The 21394-nt window shown below is 41.0% G+C and carries 25 protein-coding genes; 18 read left to right on the top strand and 7 right to left on the bottom strand.

Features of this window, described 5'->3' with window-relative positions; translation table 11 throughout:
• Positions 1 to 11: 11 nt before the first annotated feature.
• Together J7Q78_RS04255 and J7Q78_RS04250 are read right to left on the bottom strand one after the other, a co-directional pair.
• Complete coding sequence (locus J7Q78_RS04255; protein WP_208422452.1) at positions 12 to 1586, bottom strand: DUF805 domain-containing protein; 1575 nt, start codon at positions 1584 to 1586, stop codon at positions 12 to 14.
• A gap of 11 nt (positions 1587 to 1597) precedes the next feature.
• Positions 1598 to 1810, bottom strand: a complete 213-nt coding sequence (locus tag J7Q78_RS04250) for a hypothetical protein (RefSeq protein WP_208422451.1) — start codon at positions 1808 to 1810, stop codon at positions 1598 to 1600.
• Between the two features lie 246 nt (positions 1811 to 2056).
• Here J7Q78_RS04250 and J7Q78_RS04245 point away from each other — a divergent pair, with 246 nt between their 5' ends.
• From J7Q78_RS04245 to J7Q78_RS04210, 8 genes are all read left to right on the top strand, one after another.
• A complete protein-coding gene (locus J7Q78_RS04245; protein ID WP_208422450.1) occupies positions 2057 to 2248 on the top strand; it encodes a hypothetical protein in 192 nt (63 codons plus the stop codon).
• Between the two features lie 61 nt (positions 2249 to 2309).
• Positions 2310 to 2678: a DUF805 domain-containing protein gene (locus J7Q78_RS04240; protein WP_208422493.1), complete on the top strand. Its 369-nt coding sequence runs from the start codon at positions 2310 to 2312 to the stop codon at positions 2676 to 2678.
• Positions 2679 to 4336: 1658 nt separating this feature from the next.
• A complete protein-coding gene (locus J7Q78_RS10135) occupies positions 4337 to 4546 on the top strand; it encodes a WxL domain-containing protein (protein WP_208422492.1) in 210 nt (69 codons plus the stop codon).
• An 84-nt stretch (positions 4547 to 4630) separates the two neighbouring features.
• Positions 4631 to 5038: a WxL domain-containing protein gene (locus J7Q78_RS04230; RefSeq protein ID WP_208422449.1), complete on the top strand. Its 408-nt coding sequence runs from the start codon at positions 4631 to 4633 to the stop codon at positions 5036 to 5038.
• Positions 5039 to 5197: 159 nt separating this feature from the next.
• A complete protein-coding gene (locus J7Q78_RS10130; protein WP_208422491.1) occupies positions 5198 to 5500 on the top strand; it encodes a DeoR family transcriptional regulator in 303 nt (100 codons plus the stop codon).
• Positions 5501 to 5764: 264 nt separating this feature from the next.
• Positions 5765 to 6505 (top strand): metal ABC transporter ATP-binding protein, encoded by a 741-nt coding sequence (locus tag J7Q78_RS04220; RefSeq protein ID WP_208422448.1) that lies wholly within the window; start codon positions 5765 to 5767, stop codon positions 6503 to 6505.
• Positions 6502 to 7356 (top strand): metal ABC transporter permease, encoded by an 855-nt coding sequence (locus tag J7Q78_RS04215; RefSeq protein WP_208422447.1) that lies wholly within the window; start codon positions 6502 to 6504, stop codon positions 7354 to 7356. The genes J7Q78_RS04220 and J7Q78_RS04215 overlap by 4 nt, the downstream gene beginning before the upstream one ends.
• Positions 7353 to 8297, top strand: coding sequence for a metal ABC transporter substrate-binding protein (locus tag J7Q78_RS04210; protein ID WP_208422446.1), 945 nt, complete (start codon positions 7353 to 7355; stop codon positions 8295 to 8297). The genes J7Q78_RS04215 and J7Q78_RS04210 overlap by 4 nt, the downstream gene beginning before the upstream one ends.
• Positions 8298 to 8352: 55 nt before the next feature.
• Here J7Q78_RS04210 and J7Q78_RS04205 read toward each other — a convergent pair whose 3' ends face one another.
• A complete protein-coding gene (locus J7Q78_RS04205; protein WP_208422490.1) occupies positions 8353 to 10026 on the bottom strand; it encodes a glycosyltransferase family 8 protein in 1674 nt (557 codons plus the stop codon).
• A 195-nt stretch (positions 10027 to 10221) separates the two neighbouring features.
• On the opposite strand from J7Q78_RS04205, the gene J7Q78_RS04200 reads away from it, so the two are divergent.
• From J7Q78_RS04200 to J7Q78_RS04165, 8 genes are all read left to right on the top strand, one after another.
• Positions 10222 to 10491: a hypothetical protein gene (locus J7Q78_RS04200; RefSeq protein ID WP_154242761.1), complete on the top strand. Its 270-nt coding sequence runs from the start codon at positions 10222 to 10224 to the stop codon at positions 10489 to 10491.
• Between the two features lie 39 nt (positions 10492 to 10530).
• Positions 10531 to 11319, top strand: a complete 789-nt coding sequence (locus J7Q78_RS04195; RefSeq protein ID WP_208422445.1) for a tyrosine-protein phosphatase — start codon at positions 10531 to 10533, stop codon at positions 11317 to 11319.
• Between the two features lie 19 nt (positions 11320 to 11338).
• The gene (locus J7Q78_RS04190) at positions 11339 to 12229 is read left to right on the top strand and encodes an SDR family oxidoreductase (RefSeq protein ID WP_154242763.1); all 891 of its coding nucleotides are present in this window, start codon (positions 11339 to 11341) and stop codon (positions 12227 to 12229) included.
• Positions 12230 to 12354: 125 nt separating this feature from the next.
• On the top strand, positions 12355 to 12606 hold the full coding sequence (locus tag J7Q78_RS04185; protein WP_004270655.1) for a GlsB/YeaQ/YmgE family stress response membrane protein: 252 nt from the start codon (positions 12355 to 12357) through the stop codon (positions 12604 to 12606).
• A gap of 18 nt (positions 12607 to 12624) precedes the next feature.
• The gene (gene amaP / locus J7Q78_RS04180) at positions 12625 to 13173 is read left to right on the top strand and encodes an alkaline shock response membrane anchor protein AmaP (protein ID WP_208422444.1); all 549 of its coding nucleotides are present in this window, start codon (positions 12625 to 12627) and stop codon (positions 13171 to 13173) included.
• 5 nt (positions 13174 to 13178) lie between these two features.
• Positions 13179 to 13373 (top strand): hypothetical protein, encoded by a 195-nt coding sequence (locus J7Q78_RS04175; protein ID WP_154242765.1) that lies wholly within the window; start codon positions 13179 to 13181, stop codon positions 13371 to 13373.
• 15 nt (positions 13374 to 13388) lie between these two features.
• Positions 13389 to 13814 carry an Asp23/Gls24 family envelope stress response protein gene (locus tag J7Q78_RS04170; RefSeq protein WP_154242766.1) on the top strand — a complete coding sequence of 142 codons (426 nt, stop codon included), beginning with the start codon at positions 13389 to 13391 and terminating at the stop codon, positions 13812 to 13814.
• Between the two features lie 24 nt (positions 13815 to 13838).
• Positions 13839 to 14291 carry an Asp23/Gls24 family envelope stress response protein gene (locus J7Q78_RS04165; protein ID WP_235688048.1) on the top strand — a complete coding sequence of 151 codons (453 nt, stop codon included), beginning with the start codon at positions 13839 to 13841 and terminating at the stop codon, positions 14289 to 14291.
• Between the two features lie 47 nt (positions 14292 to 14338).
• Here J7Q78_RS04165 and J7Q78_RS04160 read toward each other — a convergent pair whose 3' ends face one another.
• Both J7Q78_RS04160 and J7Q78_RS04155 read right to left on the bottom strand, forming a co-directional pair.
• Positions 14339 to 15778 (bottom strand): catalase, encoded by a 1440-nt coding sequence (locus tag J7Q78_RS04160; RefSeq protein ID WP_208422443.1) that lies wholly within the window; start codon positions 15776 to 15778, stop codon positions 14339 to 14341.
• A gap of 136 nt (positions 15779 to 15914) precedes the next feature.
• Entirely contained in the window at positions 15915 to 17402 is a 1488-nt protein-coding gene (locus J7Q78_RS04155) for a helix-turn-helix domain-containing protein (RefSeq protein WP_208422442.1), read from the bottom strand.
• 369 nt (positions 17403 to 17771) lie between these two features.
• Between J7Q78_RS04155 and J7Q78_RS04150 the strand changes: the two genes are divergently transcribed.
• Positions 17772 to 18188 carry a transcriptional regulator, SarA/Rot family gene (locus tag J7Q78_RS04150; RefSeq protein WP_154242769.1) on the top strand — a complete coding sequence of 139 codons (417 nt, stop codon included), beginning with the start codon at positions 17772 to 17774 and terminating at the stop codon, positions 18186 to 18188.
• Between the two features lie 57 nt (positions 18189 to 18245).
• On the opposite strand, the gene J7Q78_RS04145 is transcribed toward J7Q78_RS04150, so the two are convergent.
• Positions 18246 to 19652, bottom strand: coding sequence for a C69 family dipeptidase (locus J7Q78_RS04145; protein WP_208422441.1), 1407 nt, complete (start codon positions 19650 to 19652; stop codon positions 18246 to 18248).
• Positions 19653 to 19853: 201 nt separating this feature from the next.
• Positions 19854 to 20291, bottom strand: a complete 438-nt coding sequence (locus J7Q78_RS04140; RefSeq protein ID WP_208422440.1) for a MerR family transcriptional regulator — start codon at positions 20289 to 20291, stop codon at positions 19854 to 19856.
• A 112-nt stretch (positions 20292 to 20403) separates the two neighbouring features.
• On the opposite strand from J7Q78_RS04140, the gene J7Q78_RS04135 reads away from it, so the two are divergent.
• Entirely contained in the window at positions 20404 to 21378 is a 975-nt protein-coding gene (locus J7Q78_RS04135) for an alpha/beta hydrolase (protein ID WP_208422439.1), read from the top strand.
• The last annotated feature ends 16 nt before the right edge of the window (positions 21379 to 21394 follow it).

Below are 21394 nucleotides of genomic sequence, written 5' to 3'. Positions count from 1 at the left end.
CTTTTGTTAGTTTAATATTTCATAACTAATATTCGGTCGCTAAATGGTGTTTGGAGCAGGCCTAGTCGATATTTGCGGTATTCGCGGGCACCGCCTTCAAAGAGCAGACTGATGCTGTGGGTACTGGCATTAGCGCTAACTTGTTCGGCAGATGGCGGAATAGCGATGCTAGCTAGTTCTTTGTACTGATTATTCCGCTTGCTGATGTGGCTGAAGTCAAAGTCGTTTTTAAAATAACTCCGGTTAATGATTAGGTGACTGGACTGGTCGCCATTACTTTGGGTGTAAAGTGTAAAAACACTCTTTTGATCTTTGGTTGGTAAGACGGCTAAGCCTTGCATGCGATTATAACCAGGCGAATAAGATTTGATTAATCCTTGTTTTTTAAGTATTGCGATGACTTGGGTGCGCTTCATTTTGGCAGCTTCTCGGGCACTAACCCGTGGGGTGCGCATTGTTGTCGGTTTGATGAAGCCGGTTTGGTGGTTGACTTCAAAATCAACGACACTTCGATTATTGATGTTATTGCCATATTTTACAATTAAGAGATTATTTTTAAAGTAGCTTAGTCCGGAGGTCTTGCTGGCCCATTTTAGCGGGGCGATTTGATCGGCTTTGATTGGTTGCTGCACTTTAGCCGCTTGATAACGATTAATCGTGGCTAACCGTAAGGCCAACACTTGGGCTGATTGGTGGGTGTCATCTGACACCCATAGGAGCTGGTGGTCACGATCGTAAGCTAAGCCACCAACGTGTGCTTTGCGCGATAGAATGAGTGATTTTTGATATTTTCCAGTTTGTTTGTCGACGATAAAGATTAAGGAGTTTAGGCGATGATTGCCATCATAAGCACTGATGAAATAGCTATCATCATTCTCTGTTAAGCCTTGTGGGACCCAATTGCTGCCAAAAGCTACTTGCTTGGTTTGGTGATTGATGGACCAAGCCCCGTGGAGGCCGGGAATGATGACCGTCTTAAATACTTTGGGCATGATCCCGGTACTTTTTTGATGTTGATATTTGTCGAGCAATTGTCTGAAGGCTGGCTTACTCAATAATGCATGTTGATCAGCGGACCATTTTTGCACTTCGTTAGCTTGATAAATGCTATTGGTGTAAGTGAGATAATTACGCCAAGCGACACTGATAATTGAAGCGGTGGCTGCTAAGCCGACGACGGTTAGTAGTAACGGTCGGTTTTCTCGATAAGTGACCGTATTTTTGGTGATCTTTTTACTTGGGAGTAGCATTAATACTAGAAAATAAAGTGACCCGACTAGCGGGATAAAGCTAATAAAAACCCACCAACCAGAGCGGTTGGTATCATGTAGGCGCCGCACTTTAAGTGAAAAAGTGGCTAACCACGTCAAGAGGATAATCATTTGATGAAGAATAGCAACGAATAAATTATTTAAACTATCAACATTGCTGAAGGTAACAGCTGCAGCCAAAATGTTTTTAAATAGTAGAATTAGCAGTAGACTGAGCGCGTAGTTAATTAGAATCGGGACCCAATACGCTTTACGGGAGGTACGCCCACGCAAATCTAATAAGTGTGCCCAATAATTTCGATAAATCTTAAGCATAGTGTCGCTCCTCATTTAGTTAAATCGATACTTAGTTTTTGCGTATGCTGATCACTGTACCAGTCTAACAGGCCGTCGTGGTGTTGTGATTCGTGTATATAGTGCTGTAATAAGTGCTGTTCTTTTGCCGATAGTGCAAAGCTCGGTTGGGCCAGTTTAGCCGTAATCATTAGTAATGATATTAGCAGTAAAGATGAAAGTAGTATTTGGATGATTGTTCTCATCAATTATTCCTCCAGATAATCTGTTAGCTTTCCTACAATTCGATTGCGAAAAGGGAACTTTTGTGTAATAATTTTATATATTGAAAAGGTTACCACCTAACTGAATAAAAAGTCAATAAGTATTCTAAATATGGTATTTTTATGTATTTTTAATCACAAAATATGAATTTATATAAAACTATAGTTACTGGTTAGCATGGTAACTTAACCAATAAGTCTTTTAAAACATATTCAGGGGGAAATTAGATGATTATTTTTCGTATTTTAGGAATTGTGTTGATTATCATCGCTGCGATATTAGTCACCTTATCGCGAACATTGGTTAAAACACGGTTATTTTTATTTCATGATTTAAGTATGGTGACGCAATATATAATCGCTCTGATCATGATGGTCTTAGGGGTACTCAGCTTGTATTTTTCAGGAACTTTTAATTAAAATGGGTCCAATTGCTGATGACATTAAAAGCTGCAAATTATAGCATAAGAGGGGTTTTATGATGGTTGAATCATACAAAAAGTTTTGGGAAAAGATTATCGATTTCACGGGTGTTGCAAGTCGGAAAGATTATTGGTGGCCAGTAATTATTAATTATATTTTAGGCGGTTTGATTATTGCGATTATTCAAAAAGTGATTGGGCATCCAATTGCCGATATTTATAACATCCGCGACTTAGGGGTTTCTGTTACACGTAATGTGGTTGTATTTTTAGTTTGGGTGGCCACTTTATCGGTCAAAGTACGTCGCTTACATGACACTGATCACTCAGGTTGGTGGGTATTAATCGATTTAGTACCACTCATTGGGACGATTTGGTTCTTTATTTTGATGATTTTACCCTCAAGAAACAACCGCTGGGAAGCATAACGATTAATTAAAAACGGCTAAGATAACGTCATCAGTTATCTTAGCCGTTTTATTTTTGATAAAAAGCGTTCAATTCAATAGTTAAAAATCAAGGCGCCCATCGCGACAATCTGTTTGAGATGGGCGCTTTTTAAGCGTTGTTTAGAATATATTAGTCATATACATTATAAATTGTGCTAAAATTACTTGACCAAAGTAGGTAACAGTAACAAGATAAACAACTGATTAATCTTTAACCGCGTTAAGAATTAGTGCTAAGCAACAACTATTAAAAAACTAGACTAAAGTAATAGTTAATAAAAAGGATGTGGTCACTTGAAAAAAACAAAAATAATCATCGTTTTACTCAGCCTGCTTTTTTTGAGTGCCATTATCCCTAAAAATCTGTTGCAGACTAGGGCGGACGCTTCAACGAGATCAGACTATGTGTTAGTTACTAAATTGGCTTCAAATACAAATAAAACGGATACCAAATACGAGATATATGCTGATAGCGCTCACCACGATGCTAGCAATAAAATCCTTCATGATGGTGCAAGTATCAAAGTAGTTTATACAGGTCAAGTTGGTGCATATCACATAAGATTGAGTGTAAGTAATCTTTGGAGTGCTGAGTTTATCTCAACATCTCCTTATCAATCCAAAATATTTACTTTGAAATTGTCCAAGCAGACCAACAAAGCTGTTCCTTTAAACCTCGAAATAAATGATCCCCAGGATATTTATAGTGACCAAGGGGTTATAACTGTTGGACCAGCTCAGAACCTTGTTACGATTGATGACGGCATTAGTAATTGGACTGAGACGCCGCAAAATACCATTGGCCAAATTAAGACGGGTGATAATCAATATCTGTGTTATACCTTTGGAAATGCCGACGGGACTTTAACAAGTGCCGATGGCGGCAACATGAAGCCGATGTTCAATATTTTTTTGAAGGACAATGGAAAGACGGTTGCAACCTTTAGTAATGCTAACCGGGGGTTGGCTAGTTCGTATGACTATGGCTTAATAACTGACCGTGACGGGACCAACCCCCATTTAGGTGATACGTCATTACCCTATAACTTGGAAAACTTCAAAACGTATAAAGGCACTGATGCCAATGGTAAAACGGCCCTAAAAGCGGTCGGTAGTTATTCAGTAGGTATACAGGTTGAAATGCTATTAAGACCGGCAGCCGATGATTCAACGATTCAACAAGAGATGTATTTATTAAATACGAGTGACTCAGCTTTAACTAGTGGCGGAATATTCTTTGCTAAAGACACGGAACTAGATGGGAATGACGGCGTACCGATTTATGCCCAAGCCAAGAACAATGGGTTTTACATGCAGACCGATAATTATAAAGTGTTTATGAATATGAAAGTTCCAGATGGGCTTCAAAATTATGTGACGGAGAATTATCACCAATCTGGCGACGAAGCTAATGGGCAGACGATTACTAATAGTATGTCTGCTAAAAGTAGTGCTGAAAGTGCATCATCTAGGGTCACCATTCCGGTTGAAAAAACAACCTATCAATTAGAGAATACCCAGTTACAATTTAGTAATGTGGAACTAACGAAGCTGAGTTCTGATCAACCAAGTACGGCCGTTGATAACAGTGTAGTTGTTTCTGATTTTAAATTAACGCCTAGTGGCCAGGCGCAGACATTAGTGACCAGGACCATTATGCAGCGGGTACCGGCGATAATACAAAAGCTCAAACGTATGATAATCCTGGTGATTCAACCTGGAACTATCATTTCGGGGATCAAAAAACCGCGGATTACAGTATCGGGTTGCATATTCTAGCGACCACTAAACGGCCAAACGTGCGTTATACAACCAAATTAACTTGGACACTAACCGTGGCCCCGTAAAAAGGAAGTAAAAGAGGAAAGAGCATTGAAAAAAAGATAAAGCTGATTGTGCTAGCGACTTTAGTAGTGGTGGCTTGTTTGTTTGTGCCGTCTAAAAGCGTTCAAGCAGCCACACAAACGCAACAACTAGATGCACAATTGTTATTTAAAAATACTAAAACAGCTAATACGCAAGAAATCTTCAAATTAACAAATGAAGATCAAGATTCATCATTTACGACAGATATGGCTAGTTTGGATGCAACTAAATTTGCTGATAATAAGGCTAAAGGGATCGCGCCAGTTAGCGATGTAACTAAGAGCTTTGCAGTTGGTTTAGGATCAACAGCTACCCCAGTGCAAGTCGCAGCTGCTAAAACTAATGAAGGGACCGGGGCTAACGTTTTTGGTTGGAACCCAGAAGACATCCAATTAGTATTGCCAGCTACAACATCAACCAATAACGCAAGTTACAGTGCTAAATTAACATGGACATTAGCAACTGGTAAATAAGCAATCAATAAGTAGCGAAGCAGCTGTTTCGCTACTTATTTATTTGCTACATAATAGGAGTAGATATGGTCGTGGTAGAGAAAGCTTATTATTATAGTCAGTGGTATTTAAAGGTTCAAACAGTGACACAGCAGTTAAACTTATTAACACAAGAATGGCATTAGTTTTGAACAATATTTAATCCTAGAAGGGCTAGACAAGCAAGGGACCACCCCCAGTCAACTGGCCCAATTATTTAACACATCCATTGTGACGATATCCCGCAAAATCAATGAATTGCAGCAAAAAAAATTAATCTATAAGCATTATGGGGAATACCATGATCAACGGTTAGTTAAAATTGAGCTTGCTCCCAAAGGGGCAGCAGTCTGTCAGCAAATTAAAGATCGGTTAAGTGAACGATATGATCAATTAGATGCGGTGTATCAGGAATTGATTAGGCGTGCCTTATTGAACGAATGAATCACTAGCCAAAATTTTCGAAGGACTGATATTTTTCGCGCTAGCCCCTGTAATAAAGCTGTTGATGATAATTGAAAAGAGGCGTGCTACTTAATTAAAAGTAGCGCGCCTCTTTTATTATGTTTTACGTGAAACATTCGTAATCGTTGTTCCACGGGGGGCTTTAAAAAAGTTAGCCTAAGCTAAACTATTTGTTAATTTGATTAAAATCGGGTATGCTGTAGTGAGAAAAGTTAGGTTTACCTAAAAGAATGGAGGCTCTTTATGTTATCAGTTAAGAACCTCACCGTTGCTTACGATGACACACCAGTATTGACTGATGTTGCCGTTCACTTTGACGCAGGCAAAATCACTGGCATCATTGGACCAAACGGTGCAGGCAAATCAACACTTATTAAAGCAATGTTAGGGTTGGTTAAGGCCCGGCAAGGCTCAGTTTTATATCAAGATCAACCAATGCGCGCAGTCCAGAAGCAAGTCGCATATGTTGAACAGCGGAAGGATTTGGATTTAAATTTTCCAATCAACGTTTTTGACGTTGTGTTGACGGGGACGTATGGCAAGTTAGGCCTCTTCCGCGATCCCGGCAAAAAGGCAAAGCAAGCCAGTCAAGCGGCACTTGAACAAGTCGCGCTTGGCGAATTTGCACATCGGCAAATCGGCCAGTTGTCAGGAGGACAATTGCAGCGGGTTTTCGTTGCGCGCGCCATCGTCCAAGAAGCGGCTATTATTATTTTAGATGAACCGTTTGTGGGGATTGATTTGCAGAGTGAGACCGCAATTATGGCAATCATGAAACAATGGCGAGATGCGGGAAAAACAATCATTGTCATCCACCACGATTTGAATAAAGTATCGCAGTATTTTGATGATCTAGTCGTAATGAATCATGGAATTGTCGATTATGGGCCAACTGAAAAAGTCTATAATGCCCGCAATATCGAACGTGCTTTTAGTGCCGATTTATCAGCCGTCTTATTTGATGAACAGGAGGTGGCCCAATGACGAGCATGCCAGCTTTTATCAGTGCCTTAGGGCGTTATGAATTCTTACAAAGTGCGCTGCTGACCGCTGTAATGGTCGGCATCATGTCCGGCGTTGTCGGAAGTTTTATTATTTTACGCGGTATGTCATTGATGGGCGACGCGATTTCACACGCAGTGTTGCCGGGGGTCGCGGTGGCGTATATGTTAGGGATAAATGTGCTTTTGGGCGCATCAGTCTTTGGTATTTTAGCCGCAGTTTTAATCGGGTTTGTCGCAACGCATAGTAAAATCAAGACCGATACTTCAATCGGGGTGGTCTTTAGTGCCTTTTATGCGCTAGGGTTTATTTTGATTTCAATGGCTGAAAGTGCAACAAACCTACACCATATTTTATTCGGAAATATTCTCGCTGTCAGTGATCGGGACATTATGAGTACGGCGATTGTTTTAGGGGTAGTAATCCTCTTCGTTTCTTTTTTCTATAAGGAGTTATTGATTACTTCGTTTGATGAAACCTATGCCAAAACATATGGATTAAAAACGCAGGTGCTGCATTACGGATTGATGTTAGTGTTAACGCTTGTAACGGTTTCAGCTTTACAAACAGTCGGGATTATTCTGGTCGTTGCGATGTTAATCACACCGGCGGCGACCGCCTTTTTATGGACCAATCGATTAGGCACGATGCTCTTTTTATCCGCTGGAATTGGTGCTGTGTCAGCGATTAGTGGTTTGTACTTCAGTTACACATTAAACTGGGCATCTGGCCCGGCGATTGTCTTGATGGCAGCCGTGCTCTTTGCCTTTTCATTCATTTGCGCGCCTAAGCAAGGGTTTCTTAAGTGGCGTAAAGGAGGACAATCGGCATGAAAAAAATAATGGGGACTTTAATCGCAGTTTTCGGATTGGTGGGTGGTGTGTATGGGTTTATTCAGTACCGCGCCCAAGCGAAACAAGAGCAAGCAAGCCAGCAGACTAAATTACGCGTAGTGACCACGAACTCGATTCTTGAGGATATGGTTCACAATGTTGGTCAAGACCATATTGAACTTTACAGTATTGTCAAGCGGGGGACTGATCCGCATGAGTATGAACCACAGCCAACGGATATTTCGAAAACAACTGATGCAGATGTGGTTTTTCACAATGGGTTAAACCTCGAAACCGGCGGCAATGGTTGGTTTAAAAAACTTGTTAAGATTGCGCACAAAAAATTTGAAAAGGACGTTTTCGCTGCGAGTAAAGGAATCCAGGTGCAACACCTGACGACGAATGCTACAGAACCGGATCCCCATGCCTGGTTGGACTTGGCTAACGGGATGCAATACGTTGAAAATATTACGAAAGCGCTACAGACCAAAGATCCGGCGCACGCTGATGATTACCGGCATAATGCGGATCAGTATCTTGCGCGCTTACGTCAATTGCATACTGCTGCGCAAGCTAAATTTGCCGATATTCCAGCTAATCAGCGGGTCTTGGTCACTTCAGAAGGGGCTTTTAAGTATTTTGGCAAGGCCTACCAAGTCGCCCCCGTTTACATTTGGGAAATCAATACGGAATCGCAAGGGACTCCCGAACAAATGAAGACGGTGCTTGCGAAAATTGCCGATTCGGATGTTAAGCATCTGTTTGTTGAAAGCTCCGTTTCACCAAAATCAATGGAAAAAGTGGCTCAAGAAACGGGGTTACCAATCTATGCCAAAATTTTTACCGATTCACTCGCGCAAAGCGGCAAACCAGGCGACACGTACTATACGATGATGAAGTGGAACCTAGACAAAATTCATGATGGTTTAGTCGGGCAATAAAAAAACAGGTGCTAAGGCCAATTTAGTTTGGCTTAGCACCTGTTTTTTTGGGGTTTTATCCCTGTTGTGGGAGGGACCGGCGATTGGCAAAAGGAACGAGCCGGGCTTTTTGTTTTAAGAATCGTTGCCGGTAGTAACGATACTGAGGGGTGAATGGGTGGGTCGATGAAGCATGCCATGGCTTTTCGTGACCACAGAAGTGAACGAGGGCCGGTTCTTTTTGCGCTTCTAAGAATTGTTTTTTCAATTGTTCGGTAGGTGGTGTAATGGCGTTCATTAGAATATTGGTTTGGGCATTCCACATAGGATGTAAGTGAATCCACTGATCGTGCAAAATGGCGTTTAAAGCATCTTGATCGTGGAAGCGTAGTTTCTCGGGATGGTGATTGATGAAGTCCAGTACGCGACCAACGATGTTGTGTTGACGCCATTTTTTGAGATTGAGTAACATCACGCCGGAGTTAAAATAACGCGGACTTTGGTAATCAATGCCCATCTTTTCTAAGCGTCCATGGAAGCCGGCGTCTTCTACCGCAGCGAGGTAAGCATCCCCTAAATTGATGTCCCACAAGCGAGCTAAGTTAGTCACACAAAGGGCATCACAATCAATGTACAAGGCACGATTCAATTGGGGTAACACATCGGGAATTAGAATCCGGTAGTAAGCTGTTTTTAAAATCCGGTCACTTTCAACAGTATTGGCTAATAGCGATTCATCAATTTCAACAAACGTTAAGTCAGCGTTGAATCTGCCAACTACCTGTTGTAAAACGGCCCGATCGCGTGCGGTAAGGTGATCTTCTAATACATAAAAAGCGTAATGGCGGAACGTATCGTTGTGATTGAGGATTGAAGCATATAAAATCGCAAGGGTCTCAATAAAGCCGGAGTTGACGGCAGAAACAATATTAATTGTCTCTGTTTGTTGTGCCTGCAATTTCTTGAGGGCTGCTTGATATTGTTTTAAGTAAGGGTGTTCCGTTAAGGTGTTCCATGGTTTTTCATGCGTTGTGAAATGAACAATGGCCGGCTTAGCAATTGCTTCATCAAATAATCGCGCGTATTCCGTATTGATTGGGCTATGTTTTTTCAAAATTAATGTGTTTTGGACATTCCATTTCGGGTGCAACATTTGGACCTTACCCACGAGGGTGGCGTTGAGGGCATCTTGGTCATGGAATTTTAAAAGCGCCGGATGATGGTTGATAAAGTGGAATGTTCGCTCCGTAATCGAAGCATTTACCCAGCGAACTGTATCGATTAATAATACGCCGGAATTGAAGTAAATATTATTCGATTGAGGTGGTGTTACACCAAGTCGACGAAGGGTCAATGCTTGGCCCGGATCAATAACGGCGCCAACAATATTTGTCCCAAGAGAGGTATTGTAAAGTGGTGTGAGGTCGGTTTGAACCAAAATATCGACGTCTAAGTATAAAACACGTTCAACATGTTTCCGTAACAATAGCAACGGCGCCATAATTCGATAGTAAGCGGTTTTATTGATGTGATTACTTTCAGGACAATTCTCGAACAGCTGCTTGTTGAGCGTAAGATACTCAACTTGATGTGGATTACGAACTAATTTCTGAACAGCACACTTAGTTTGTGGAGCAAGTTCATTATCTAGTATAAAAAAATTTATAGTAGTTTGGGGTGAAATATGGGTTAAGACTGATTTAATTGCGATTAGTAGCTGATCAGCATAATTTTCATCCGCGGCAAACATGAGATTAATAGTGTTGATAATAATCATCTCCTTTAGTTATTGTGACTTCATTTAAACAACTTCAAGAAACTTTGTAAAGGTAAATGATTATAATCATAATAATTATTTGTAATCATAAAAGTTGCACGAATAAAAGTAATTATTTTATATTGAGGATGTAACGTTATTAAAAATTTCATGAAAGGAAGGTTGCTTATGCAAAAAGAAGTCCCAATTAGGATGGTTCGGTTAGGTCGTAGTACTGTTAAGACCCCAGAACTATGCTTGGTGATAAAAAAGGAATCAGCCAATCTAAAATGTTTTTTAGAAGGTATGACTGATTTGGAGGAAGCAATTTTAAGAGAGAATAATGGTGAAGCCCTCGTCGGTGAGAGCTGGGGGCCATTGGAATTCGATCATCATGGTCGTGTTTTTAGTAACAAGACAGTAAAAAGGTGTCTTCAAACATTGGATGATAATCAATGAACCTAGTAGCCAAAGTGGTTGATTAGAGAGGATGAGTCGATGATTGCGCGCATATTACCGATTAAAAATGGCTACAACTTCAGAGAATTAGGCGGCTATCAAACATTGGATGGGCGCTCGATTAAACCGCATCGTTTGTTTCGAACGGGGAATTTGGCGAAGCTTAGTAAGCGAGAACTGGTGCTTTTGGAAAGCTATCACATCAACTATGTCATAGATTTTCGGTCACCAAGTGAGCGCCACAAAGCGCCAGATAAAAAGATTACAACGGCCTCTTATGAAGCATTACCAATTTTTAAAGAAGACGAAACGCAAAGTATGGCTAGCGAAGCGGAACTCTATGAGCGCTACACCAACAATCCGCTTGGTGGCCAGCAACAAATGCGCCAAGTCTATCGGGAAATGGTACAAGATCCCTATTCAATTGCGATGTATCGCCAATTCTTCGAACGGTTGTTGACTGAGGCCGACCCGCAGCAGGCTTTTTTATTTCACTGTACAGGTGGCAAAGACCGGACCGGAATGGCGGCGTACTATTTACTGAATGCGTTAGGCGTACCTGAAGATGTCATCCGGTATGATTATCTATTGTCGAATACCGCATCGCGGGCGCACGTAGCAGCACGCATTAAGGCGTTGCGGCAAAAAGATGCCTCGAGTGGCTTTTTAAAAAGTATGCAGGCGTTGATGAGTGTTGATCAGTCATACTTAAATGCGGCTGTGCAGATAATTAATGCGGATTATGGTTCAACGCAAGCCTATTTAAACCAGGCATTAGGACTAACCATGCATGACATTAAACATTTAAAAGCAGTGTACCTAGATTAATTAGAAAAGAGGGACCAAGATGGTTAAAGCAGACTTAAAGGATCCACGTGAGCTATATAAAGTAACGGGATTTGAGCGCCAAGAACAACAAGCACCTGCCCTTCAAGAAAAGATGCGGCCCAAACCAGACTGCGGCGAGGCGCATTATCAAGGCCACGAGCAATTAATGAACCGGAAAGTCTTAATTACCGGTGGCGATTCTGGAATTGGGCGCGCAGTAGCAATTGCTTTTGCACGTGAAGGGGCTGATGTTGCCTTGCAATATTTACCCGGTGAAGAAAGTGATGCCAATGAAGTCGCAGGATTAATTGAATCAGCTGGACGCAAGGCCGTTTTAATCCCCGCTGATTTCAAAATGCAAGAAGCACCACAGCAAATTGTGACCCAAGCAGTTAAAGACTTAGGTGGCTTGGATACAGTCGTGTTGAATGCGGCCCAACAGATTGCATGGCCCACACTTGAAGAGCTACCACTCGCCCAAGTCAGAGACAGTTTTGAAATTAACGTTGTCGCGATGTATGCCATTGCCCAAGCAGCTATTGAGCATCTACCGGCCGGTGGGAGTATTTTAACGACCACTTCTGTTCAGGGATTTAACCCCAGTCCCCAACTTTTAGACTATGCAGCAACTAAAGCGGCGATTAGGAGTTTTACGATTAATCTTGCGCAACAATTAGCCGATCGAGGCATTCGGGTTAATGGGGTTGCGCCAGGGCCGATTTGGACGCCGTTGCAGTTAGCGCAAGGGCAACTAGCAGGTGCTTTGCCTAAATTTGGGCAAAATACTTTACTAAAAAGAGCGGGCCAACCGGTTGAAGTGGCCCCAGTTTATGTGTTCTTAGCTAGTAACGCTGCTAGCTATATTACCGGGCAAATTTACGGTGTCACCGGTGGCGAATCGATTAACTAAAACAAGCATATTGATTACGATTTGATAATGTTGATAAGCGTATTGTTTTACGAATGCTTGTCGAACTTGTTACATTTATGAAGAACCAAGAATATATTTTAAGGAAACAAGAAAGGATGATTGTGATGTTACATTGGTTATGGGTTTTAATTATTGGTGCTTTAATTGGGGTGATTGCGGGGGCATTAACAAGCCGTGATTTACCAGCAGGTTGGATTGGCAATATCGTCGGTGGGCTAGTTGGTGCTTGGTTAGGTCAATCATTATTTGGCAGTTGGGGACCACAACTTGCCGGGATGGCCTTAATTCCATCCATTATCGGTGCTGTAATTGTCGTTTTCGTTGTTTCATTATTATTCACACGTAGAAAATCCTAATATAAAGGGGCGGACACCATGAATAAATTTAATAAAGTGGTGATCAGTTTAGTCAGTTTGCTCGGATTGTGTCAGGTAGCATGGTTTATCATGCTAATCTACCCACTACAACAAACCGATAAACAATTCATGCACCTCAGTTGGCTACCCGAACAATGGGTCGGAAATTTGGGACTGGGCTTGGGTGTGCTTAGTGGCTTAATTTTCTTATATTTACTGCTATTGGCATTATTCAGTCCACCAAAAAAACGCCAAATGATCATCAAGTCAGATAAAGGCGAATTAGCCCTTTCCCGCAAAGCGGTTGAAAAAACAGTGACACAAGCTATTATTGAAAAACACCGGGTGAAAGAAGTTTTAGTCCATACGACGTTTAAAGGCCGGCATCCCAAAGTGACGGCCAACGTTCAAGCAGTGACAATGGACCGCAATAATCTTGATCAACAAGCACAGGCTGTTAAAGAAACGGTACAGCAAGCATTACAAACAATCTTTGAGATGCCGATTAAAGCGGTGAATGTCAAACTATCACCCCTAAGTAATCAGGCAAAAAGTAATGTGAGGTGAGACAAATGAGACGTTCATATTGGGGCTTTGTTGCCGGAGCAGTGTTGGCAACCATTTGGATTAGTTTAGGATTTATGAGTTTAATCTTGATTATCATCGCTGGTTTACTCGGCTACATTGCAGCTAGTTTAACGGGATCTAAGGAAGATTTAGAAGGATTTAGATCACAAATTAACCGGGTCTTGAATCAGGATAAATAATGGAGGTGTGACAAAATGGTAGAACAAGCACATTTAGACGAAGTGATGGCAAACAGCAAATTAACTTTTGAAGATGCTGTTATTGCTAAAATCGCTGGTAAGACAGCGCAAAATGTTGATGGCTTACTATCGATGAATGGTAATTTCTTCAGTGATATTGCCGATCGGTTCAGAAACGATAGTGATCCAACAAAGGGAATCAGTGTCGAAGTTGGTGAAAAACAAGTCGCAATCGACATGACCATTATTTTGGAATACGGCCGAAATGCCCGGGATGTTTTCGAACGATTAACAACGGCTGTGACGGAGGCGGTAGAAAAGATGACCGGGTTGAGCGTTGTCGAAGTCAATAGCCACGTCAGTGACATTATGACTAAGAAAGAATGGCAACAACAAGGCAGCAATCCCAAGAAAAGTGATTCTGAAAAACGCGTTCAATAAAAATAGTAAAGGATGATGAAAATAATGGATAAAACAAACAAACCAATGGATAAAATGATGGACAAGCCAATGGACCAACATACCGAAAAAATTGAAAAGGAACTAAACTTTTCAGACGGTGTTATTGAAAAAATTGCGGGCCAAACGGTGCATGATATCGATGGTGTCTTAGAATTATCAGGCGGGATGATGAGTCAATTAGCTGATCGTTTCCGCGATGAAGAAGACCCAACTAAGGGCGTTGATGCTGATATTGACGATCAAGAAGTGACAATCGAATTAGATGCCATTTTAGAATATGGTAAATCAGCGCCAGATATTTTTGAACAAACAACGGATCAAATTGCGAAGTCGGTGCATAAAATGACGGGCTTAAACGTTACCAAAATTAAGATGAATGTTGCCGATTTATTGACCAAGAAAGAATGGGCAGCAAAACAAGAAACAGGTAAGAAAGACAAAAAAGATAATGAATAAAAAATAGGTGGTCCTCACTGAGGACCACCTATTTTTTGTGTGTTTAGTTATTCAAACTGTGCTGTATCTAAATGTAACGCGGCGGCAACGCGACGACCGTATTCTGGATCAGCTTGGTAAAATTGTTGCACTTCCCGGATTTGAATCGCTGGTTTAGTAACTTGGCCGAGGTTTAAGCGAATGTTTTCAATTAGCCGGGCTTGTTCCTGGTCAGTTAGTAAGTTGTAAAGTTTACCAGCTGCTGAATAGTAATCGGGGTCAGTTGGATAGTTCCCGGTTTGACCGCTGAGTTGGTCGCCATGCATTTTAGCAGCCGGCACTTCGATTGGTCCACCGTCACTATTGGGTTCGTAGTTAACGCCTGTTGCTTGATTTTGAGCCATACGGCCATCGCGTTCGTAATTGTGAACGGGGACTTTTGGCCGGTTAACGGGTAATTGTTCATAGTTGGCGCCAAGCCGATAACGTTCAGCATCTTTATAACCGAATAACCGCCCTTGGAGGAGTTTATCAGGGGAGGCTTCAATCCCAGGGACTAAATTAGCGGGAGAAAAGGCCAATTCTTCGATGTCTTCGAAGTTATTGGTTGGATTTTCATCGAGCACCATTTGGCCAATTTCGATTAAGGGATAATCCTTTTGTGAAATCACCTTCGTTACGTCAAAAATATCTTGGGGGTAATTTAGACCGTCTTCGTAAGGGACGAGTTGAACAGCGACAGTCCAGCTTGGATAATCGCCCGTTTCAATTGCATTGAATAGGTCATTTTGAAGATAGTCGGTATCCTTACCAGCCAATTCATTGGCAAGTTCGTTACTTAAATTATGCACACCTTGATTTGTTTTGAAGTGATATTTAACCCAGAATTGTTCGCCAGTGGCATTAACCCATTTGAAGGTATGACTACCATAACCATGCATCATGCGGTAGCTTGCTGGGATTCCGCGATCACTCATTAAAATCGTTACTTGGTGGACTGACTCCGGTGATAATGACCAGAAATCCCATTGCATATCTTGGCTTCGCGCGTGTGTCCGCGGATCCCGTTTTTGAGAATGAATGAAATCCGGAAATTTTAAGGGATCGTTGACGAAGAAGACCGGGGTATTATTACCGACGATGTCATAGTTGCCTTCTTCCGTATAGAATTTAACGGCGAAGCCCCGGACATCGCGGTAGGTATCGGGATAACCAGCTTCACCGGCAACTTGGGAAAAACGCGTAATTAGTGGCGTCTTCTTACCAACGCCGCTGAAGACCGCGGCTTTAGTATAAGCACGCATGTCTTTAGTAACTTTGAAATACCCCTTTGCACCGGCACCTTTAGCATGGACGACTCGTTCGGGAATCCGTTCACGGTTAAAATGGGCAAGTTTTTCAAGTAATTGGTAATCTTGAATTAGTACGGGTCCCCGCTGACCAGCAGTTTGCGAATGTTGATTGTCTGCCCAAGGTTGACCTTCATTTGTTGTGAGTTTGTTTGTCATATTATTTAACCTCCGGAGTCTTTTTTTTAAAGTAAATGCATAAAAATTGCACGCAATTTACTTAGTCACTATAGGACTTACAACTGCTAGAGGTCAACTAAAAACGCTTGTTAAATAAACGATAACAAAGTGGTTATCAATGGTGCGTGTTTGCTTGGTAGAGTGTTTTATAAAAAGATTTTGTGTAAATTTGATGCAAAACGGTCTCAAGTAGCGAGGACCAATCAGTAGGATTATAGATATTATTAAACAAGAAGAAATGGCCTGCTAAAGAAGGTGGATGTTCATAACTATCTGAGATGATGAAATCGGCTTGATCAATGCGGTCAGTAAAAGTAATAGCTGAGCCAAAAACGTCTTGTAAACTATGGATAATCATACTGGCAGCATAAAAATTCTTAGTATATTGAACATTAATTTTTAAGGGTTTAATCTGCAAATTATAGTCAAGTAAGAAGAAAAATAGCGAGGTAATCATTGGTCCTATTGGACGATTGAGTAATTTAGCATAGGGCTTACGTTTTTCGTTTAGAAATTGTTCTAGTAACTTAAAGGTGGGATCAGTATTGATATCCTCCAGTTTAAAGGCTGACATTGTGATGCTAAATTCTAGAAAGTTTGTGACATCCACAGAGATGAAACGAAGATAGATTAGCATTAAAATTAGATAATAAAACGATCCCAGAAAATGCGTTTGGTCATGATTTAGCTGAAAAGTTTCAAAAAAATCCGTGAGTAATTGATACACGTCATTAGTAAATTCAGTATTTAATGCCAAAAATGCTTGGGCTATTTTAATTTTGTCTGCAGCGGTATCGTAATTTGCGACCAAAAGACGTAATAATAGGGCAAACAATAACGATTCGTCTCGTAAGACTTGTTCAGAGAATCCTGGTAATTCGATTGTGAGTGGGTTAGTTTCATTTATTACCGCCAACAGTTTTCGCAGTTTGGGTGTGAGCGTGATAGCATTTTTTTTCTGGATTAAATCAAAATAGGTCACTGATGTTAGAATTTTAAATTGATGGCATTGAGAGAAACTTAGATTTTCTTTAACGTTGAGTTTATATTGAGATTGGTTGGTAACAAAATCAGGCACCTCATCACCTCTATAAATGGCAGTATAAGTGTAGATTAGTAATACTCTAATATTCAGAGGGTTACCGACAATATTTTGTTTGCTTCTAAATGAAATGGTGACCCCAAAATGTTTAAAATAATGCTTTAGCTGTTTAATATTATTTTGGATCGTAGAAGGTGACAAGTTAATGGTTTCTGAGAGGGTTTGAATAGAACTGAAATTATTTTTAAAAAGTGCATCCATAACTTGAAATTTAGACGTTCGTGTTATGTAGATATAACGGAGTTTAAAAATAGTGTTACTAAATGAATAATTTACTGGATATTCAACATAGTACTGGTTATCAATGGTGACTAATTGGAGATTGGGATGAAGCGCCATTAAATCTTGTTGAAGTTCTTTAAGATACCGTATGGTGGTAATTTTAGAAAGCGAAAAATAAACCATAATATCTTTTAAGCGAGGTGGATCATCTGCTTTTTCAAGATATTTAAATAGTTGTAGTAGTGTGATGGCTTTACTAGATAAGAAGAAGTCCTTCATTGGTCGGCACAACCCGTCTGTAAAATATTTTAGTTAATTATTTAACTAATTGTACTTAATATAATAAGATTAAATTTAAAATAATAAATTAGCAAGACAATTATCTTATGGCGATAATAAAAACAATAAATAGTTACCGTTTGGTAACTATTTATTGTTTTTCGATTGATTCTCAAAATGGTATTCTGTTGGAAGAAGTACTATGAATTGCATTAATTATTAATGGTGATTTAAGTTGTGTCGGCCCTTATCGGTGATAGCTATTACTGAAAAGTTAAATCAAGTTTATTCCTTAGGTTGCGCTTCAATAGATAATCGCAACAGATACTATTAAAGATGTTTATTAAAATGAATGTGAGGTGAAGGTAGATGGCAGAAAATATGATTGTTTTTTATGAAGCTTTACAAGAATTAGATAATGCAAGAAGATCATTGAATGATCTGTGTGCGGAATATCATATTTCTTTTGAACAATTTGTGTTGATGAAACGAATCTTAGTCGCGGGTGGAATAAGGCCGACTGAATTGAGCGACGAATTGCATATTTCAAGGCCGGCAGTCAGTCGGAAACTGACGCAATTGTATTACAGTGACTACTTGTCTAAAGAACGAAGTCAGACGAATCAAGATCAGCGAATTGTGACAATTGTGTTAACTGATACGGGGCGTTCAGTTGTTGAAAGCCTAGATGAATCGTATCGTGAGCGGCTGGCGCAGATTACAGAGCCAGTTAAGAAAGTTACGGATACTGTTGAAATATTTGAGGTGCTCGGCGAGGATATTTAAATGAATAATCAGTAAAAAAAGACAAAGCCAATGACTTTGTCTTTTTTTGAATATATATTAATCGTTCAAATTATAACGCAATTTCATGTGTTCTGAACCGGCAATCACCATTTGGCCGAGCAAGGCTGTTTGGCGGTTGAGTGATTCGCTGGCTAGTTTGTTATTAGCGGCTTCCAAGAAGGCTGTGACGTCTTTTTGATCAGCGAAGGCTTTATCGGTTTCGTTTTGGATTGCGTGATAAGCACTCATGGCTTCAAGTTCGAAGGTGTTACGCATATCAACGTAGAAGTCGTAATCTGTATCGCCAAGTAGGGCGGTTGTACAGCTTAACCAGTACATATTGTTCAAGTCAAAAGTACCTGTGGCATTCTTGTATGATTCGGGTGTGTCATTAACATTGGCGTAAAATGGTACGACGGTATTGAAAGTATTAGCACCATAGGCCAACCAGTGAATGCCGGCGATTTCGGCAGGAACGTTGTTACGGATTTGTAAAATATGCACGTTGTGGTTCCGGTTAATTCCGATTGGCCGGAAACGGGTTTTAACATCTTCAGGGGCGCTACCGTAAGGATCGTATTCTGTATTTTCAAAGTGAGCGCTCAAGACGAACTTGACGTCTTCGATTGAAATCTTGCGGTTGGCATGGCAGATGAATGGTAAATCTTGGTCTATTGGATCTTGTTTGATTTCAGGATTGAAGTAGCGTTGACCGTACCATGTCCGGGGGTTGTTATAAACCGTATCTTTGATTGAAGCACTGCCGAAAATATGACGCAGGTTATAGCCTTCAAAGTCAGGATTTAAGTTGTTATCATCAATCAAGGTTTTTAAGTCAGCTGAGCAAAGAGTATCGGCTGAATCAAAGTCGAAATGATCGATGTTCATTCGGTTAGGGGCAACGACGTAAGCGTCATCAGGGATACGAACGGCAGCCCAGTGATGACCACCAATTGTTTCAAGCCACCAAACGCTGTCTTTGTCAGAAAAAGCAATCCCGTTTGGTTCATAAGTACCGAATTCTTCGAGGAGGGCGCCTAAACGTTCGACCCCTTCTTTAGCACTGTGAATGTAAGGTAAGACTAGTGTGACAATGTCTTCTTCACCAATTCCGCCGGGAACAAAAGGATCAAGTCCTTGAATCCGGGGATTAGTGGTAATCGTTTCGGTGGCAGACATCGCGATATTTTCACTGTTAATCCCAGCTGCTGGCCAGATGCCGTTAGTCAATAATGAGTTAGGAATCGAAGTATAGCGCATTGGGTTGTCAGGTAATTGGATTTGAACGCCGCTAATCACCGCTTGATAATGCCGGGGTTGATCTTCAGGGTTCACTACAACAAAGCGTTGTGGATCTAAAGCTTCATGGCCATCATCATTTCTAGAAATCATGGTTGAACCATCAATTGAAGCTTTCTTACCGACTAAGACCGTAGTACATGACCCTTTAATTGGTTTTTGCATGTCAAAACACTCCTTTTATTTATTACCCATAGTATAACGCTTTTGGCGAAAAAATGGGGGAGTGGGCGGGGAAATCGGGTGAAAGGATTATTTGATTGACGGATACTGCTCAATTAAGACGGGCCTGATGAAGTATGCCGATTTAGCGGATGTTATTAGAACACAAGACATGTCGTTGAGTAAAAAATAAAGTATAAATTGTTAGATATGCGAGCGTTCATACGCTTGTTTGATGTCTGGCGGCATTTGGTCAGGCACCATTGCGATCACCGGGTCTTCATCACCAGCTTTGATAGCCTCTGTGTAATACCATTGTTTATAACGTAACATTGCCCGGACCTTTTCGAGGCTAGCAATTTCGGCCTCAACGGCGACCATTTGCTTTTCGAAAAGTGTTTTGCGTTGGTCAAATGTTTCGTTGCCAGCTTGATTCCAATCCATAAATTGTTTAATTGCTTTGATTTCCAGTCCCGACTTTTTCAAACATTCGATGACGCGTAAGGCTTCGAGTTCATTGTCTGAAAATTGACGAATACCGGAAACACGTTGAATATCGGGAAGCAAACCCGCTTTATCATAATAACGAATGGTCGAAACGGGTAGGTCGAACATGGCTGCAACTTGGCCGATAGTATACATTGAATCAGTCCTTTAAAATTATTTTGAGTTTATCCTTGACCTAAAGTCAGGTTTAGGTATTAACATCGTAATATACTTAAAAAACGAAGTCAAACAAAGGAGTAATTCAGAAATGACAACAATCACAATTGATACCACACAAACTTGGGATAAGGTTTTCCCACAAAGTGCCCGCGTTGCACACCGTAAAGTAACATTTCCTAATCGATTTGGCATTACGCTTGCGGCGGATTTGTATGTGCCCAAGGATGCGGACAACCAATTACCAGCAATTGCCGTTAGCGGGCCATTTGGAGCGGTAAAGGAACAATCTTCTGGCCTATACGCGCAAAAAATGGCTGAACAAGGTTTTTTAACAATTGCCTTTGATCCTTCATTTACCGGTGAAAGTAGTGGTTTCCCGCGCGACATTGCCTCTCCAGATATTAATACGGAAGACTTCCAAGCAGCCGTTGACTTTTTGACAGCACAACCGAATGTTGATCCTGACCGGATTGGGATTATCGGAATTTGTGGTTGGGGTGGCATGGCATTGAATGCGGCAGCAATTGATACACGAATCAAAGCCACTGTTACATCGACGATGTACGACATGACACGTGTGAATGCGTTTGGTTACAACGATGAGATGGATGCTGATGCGCGGTATGCAATGCGCGAAAGTTTGAACGCCCAACGGACAGCGGATTACCAAAATGGTACCTATGCTAAAGCTGGTGGGGTAGTTGATCCACTGCCAGCGGATGCTCCCCAATTTATCCAAGATTACCATGCGTATTATAAGACACCACGTGGCTACCACCAACGCTCAGTCAATTCAAATCAAGGTTGGAATATGACGTCGGCATTATCTTTTGCGAACGCACGCTTATTGCAATTTACGAGTGAAATCCGGAATGCCGTTTTAATGGTCCATGGCGAAAAAGCCCACTCATTATACTTCAGTCAAGATACTTACAAGCAATTGACAGGTGACAACAAAGAATTGATGATTATCCCGGGTGCATCGCACACTGATCTATATGACCAGGTTGATGTGATTCCATTTGAAAAGATGACAGCCTTTTTTAAAAAGTATTTAGCTTAAACAATTGAAAGATAGT

Origin of the sequence: Latilactobacillus fragifolii (assembly GCF_905332535.1) — a bacterium.
Lineage (GTDB): Bacteria > Bacillota > Bacilli > Lactobacillales > Lactobacillaceae > Latilactobacillus > Latilactobacillus fragifolii.
The sequence above is the reverse complement of the archived record's forward strand: the minus strand, read 5'-3'. Positions and strand labels throughout refer to the sequence as shown.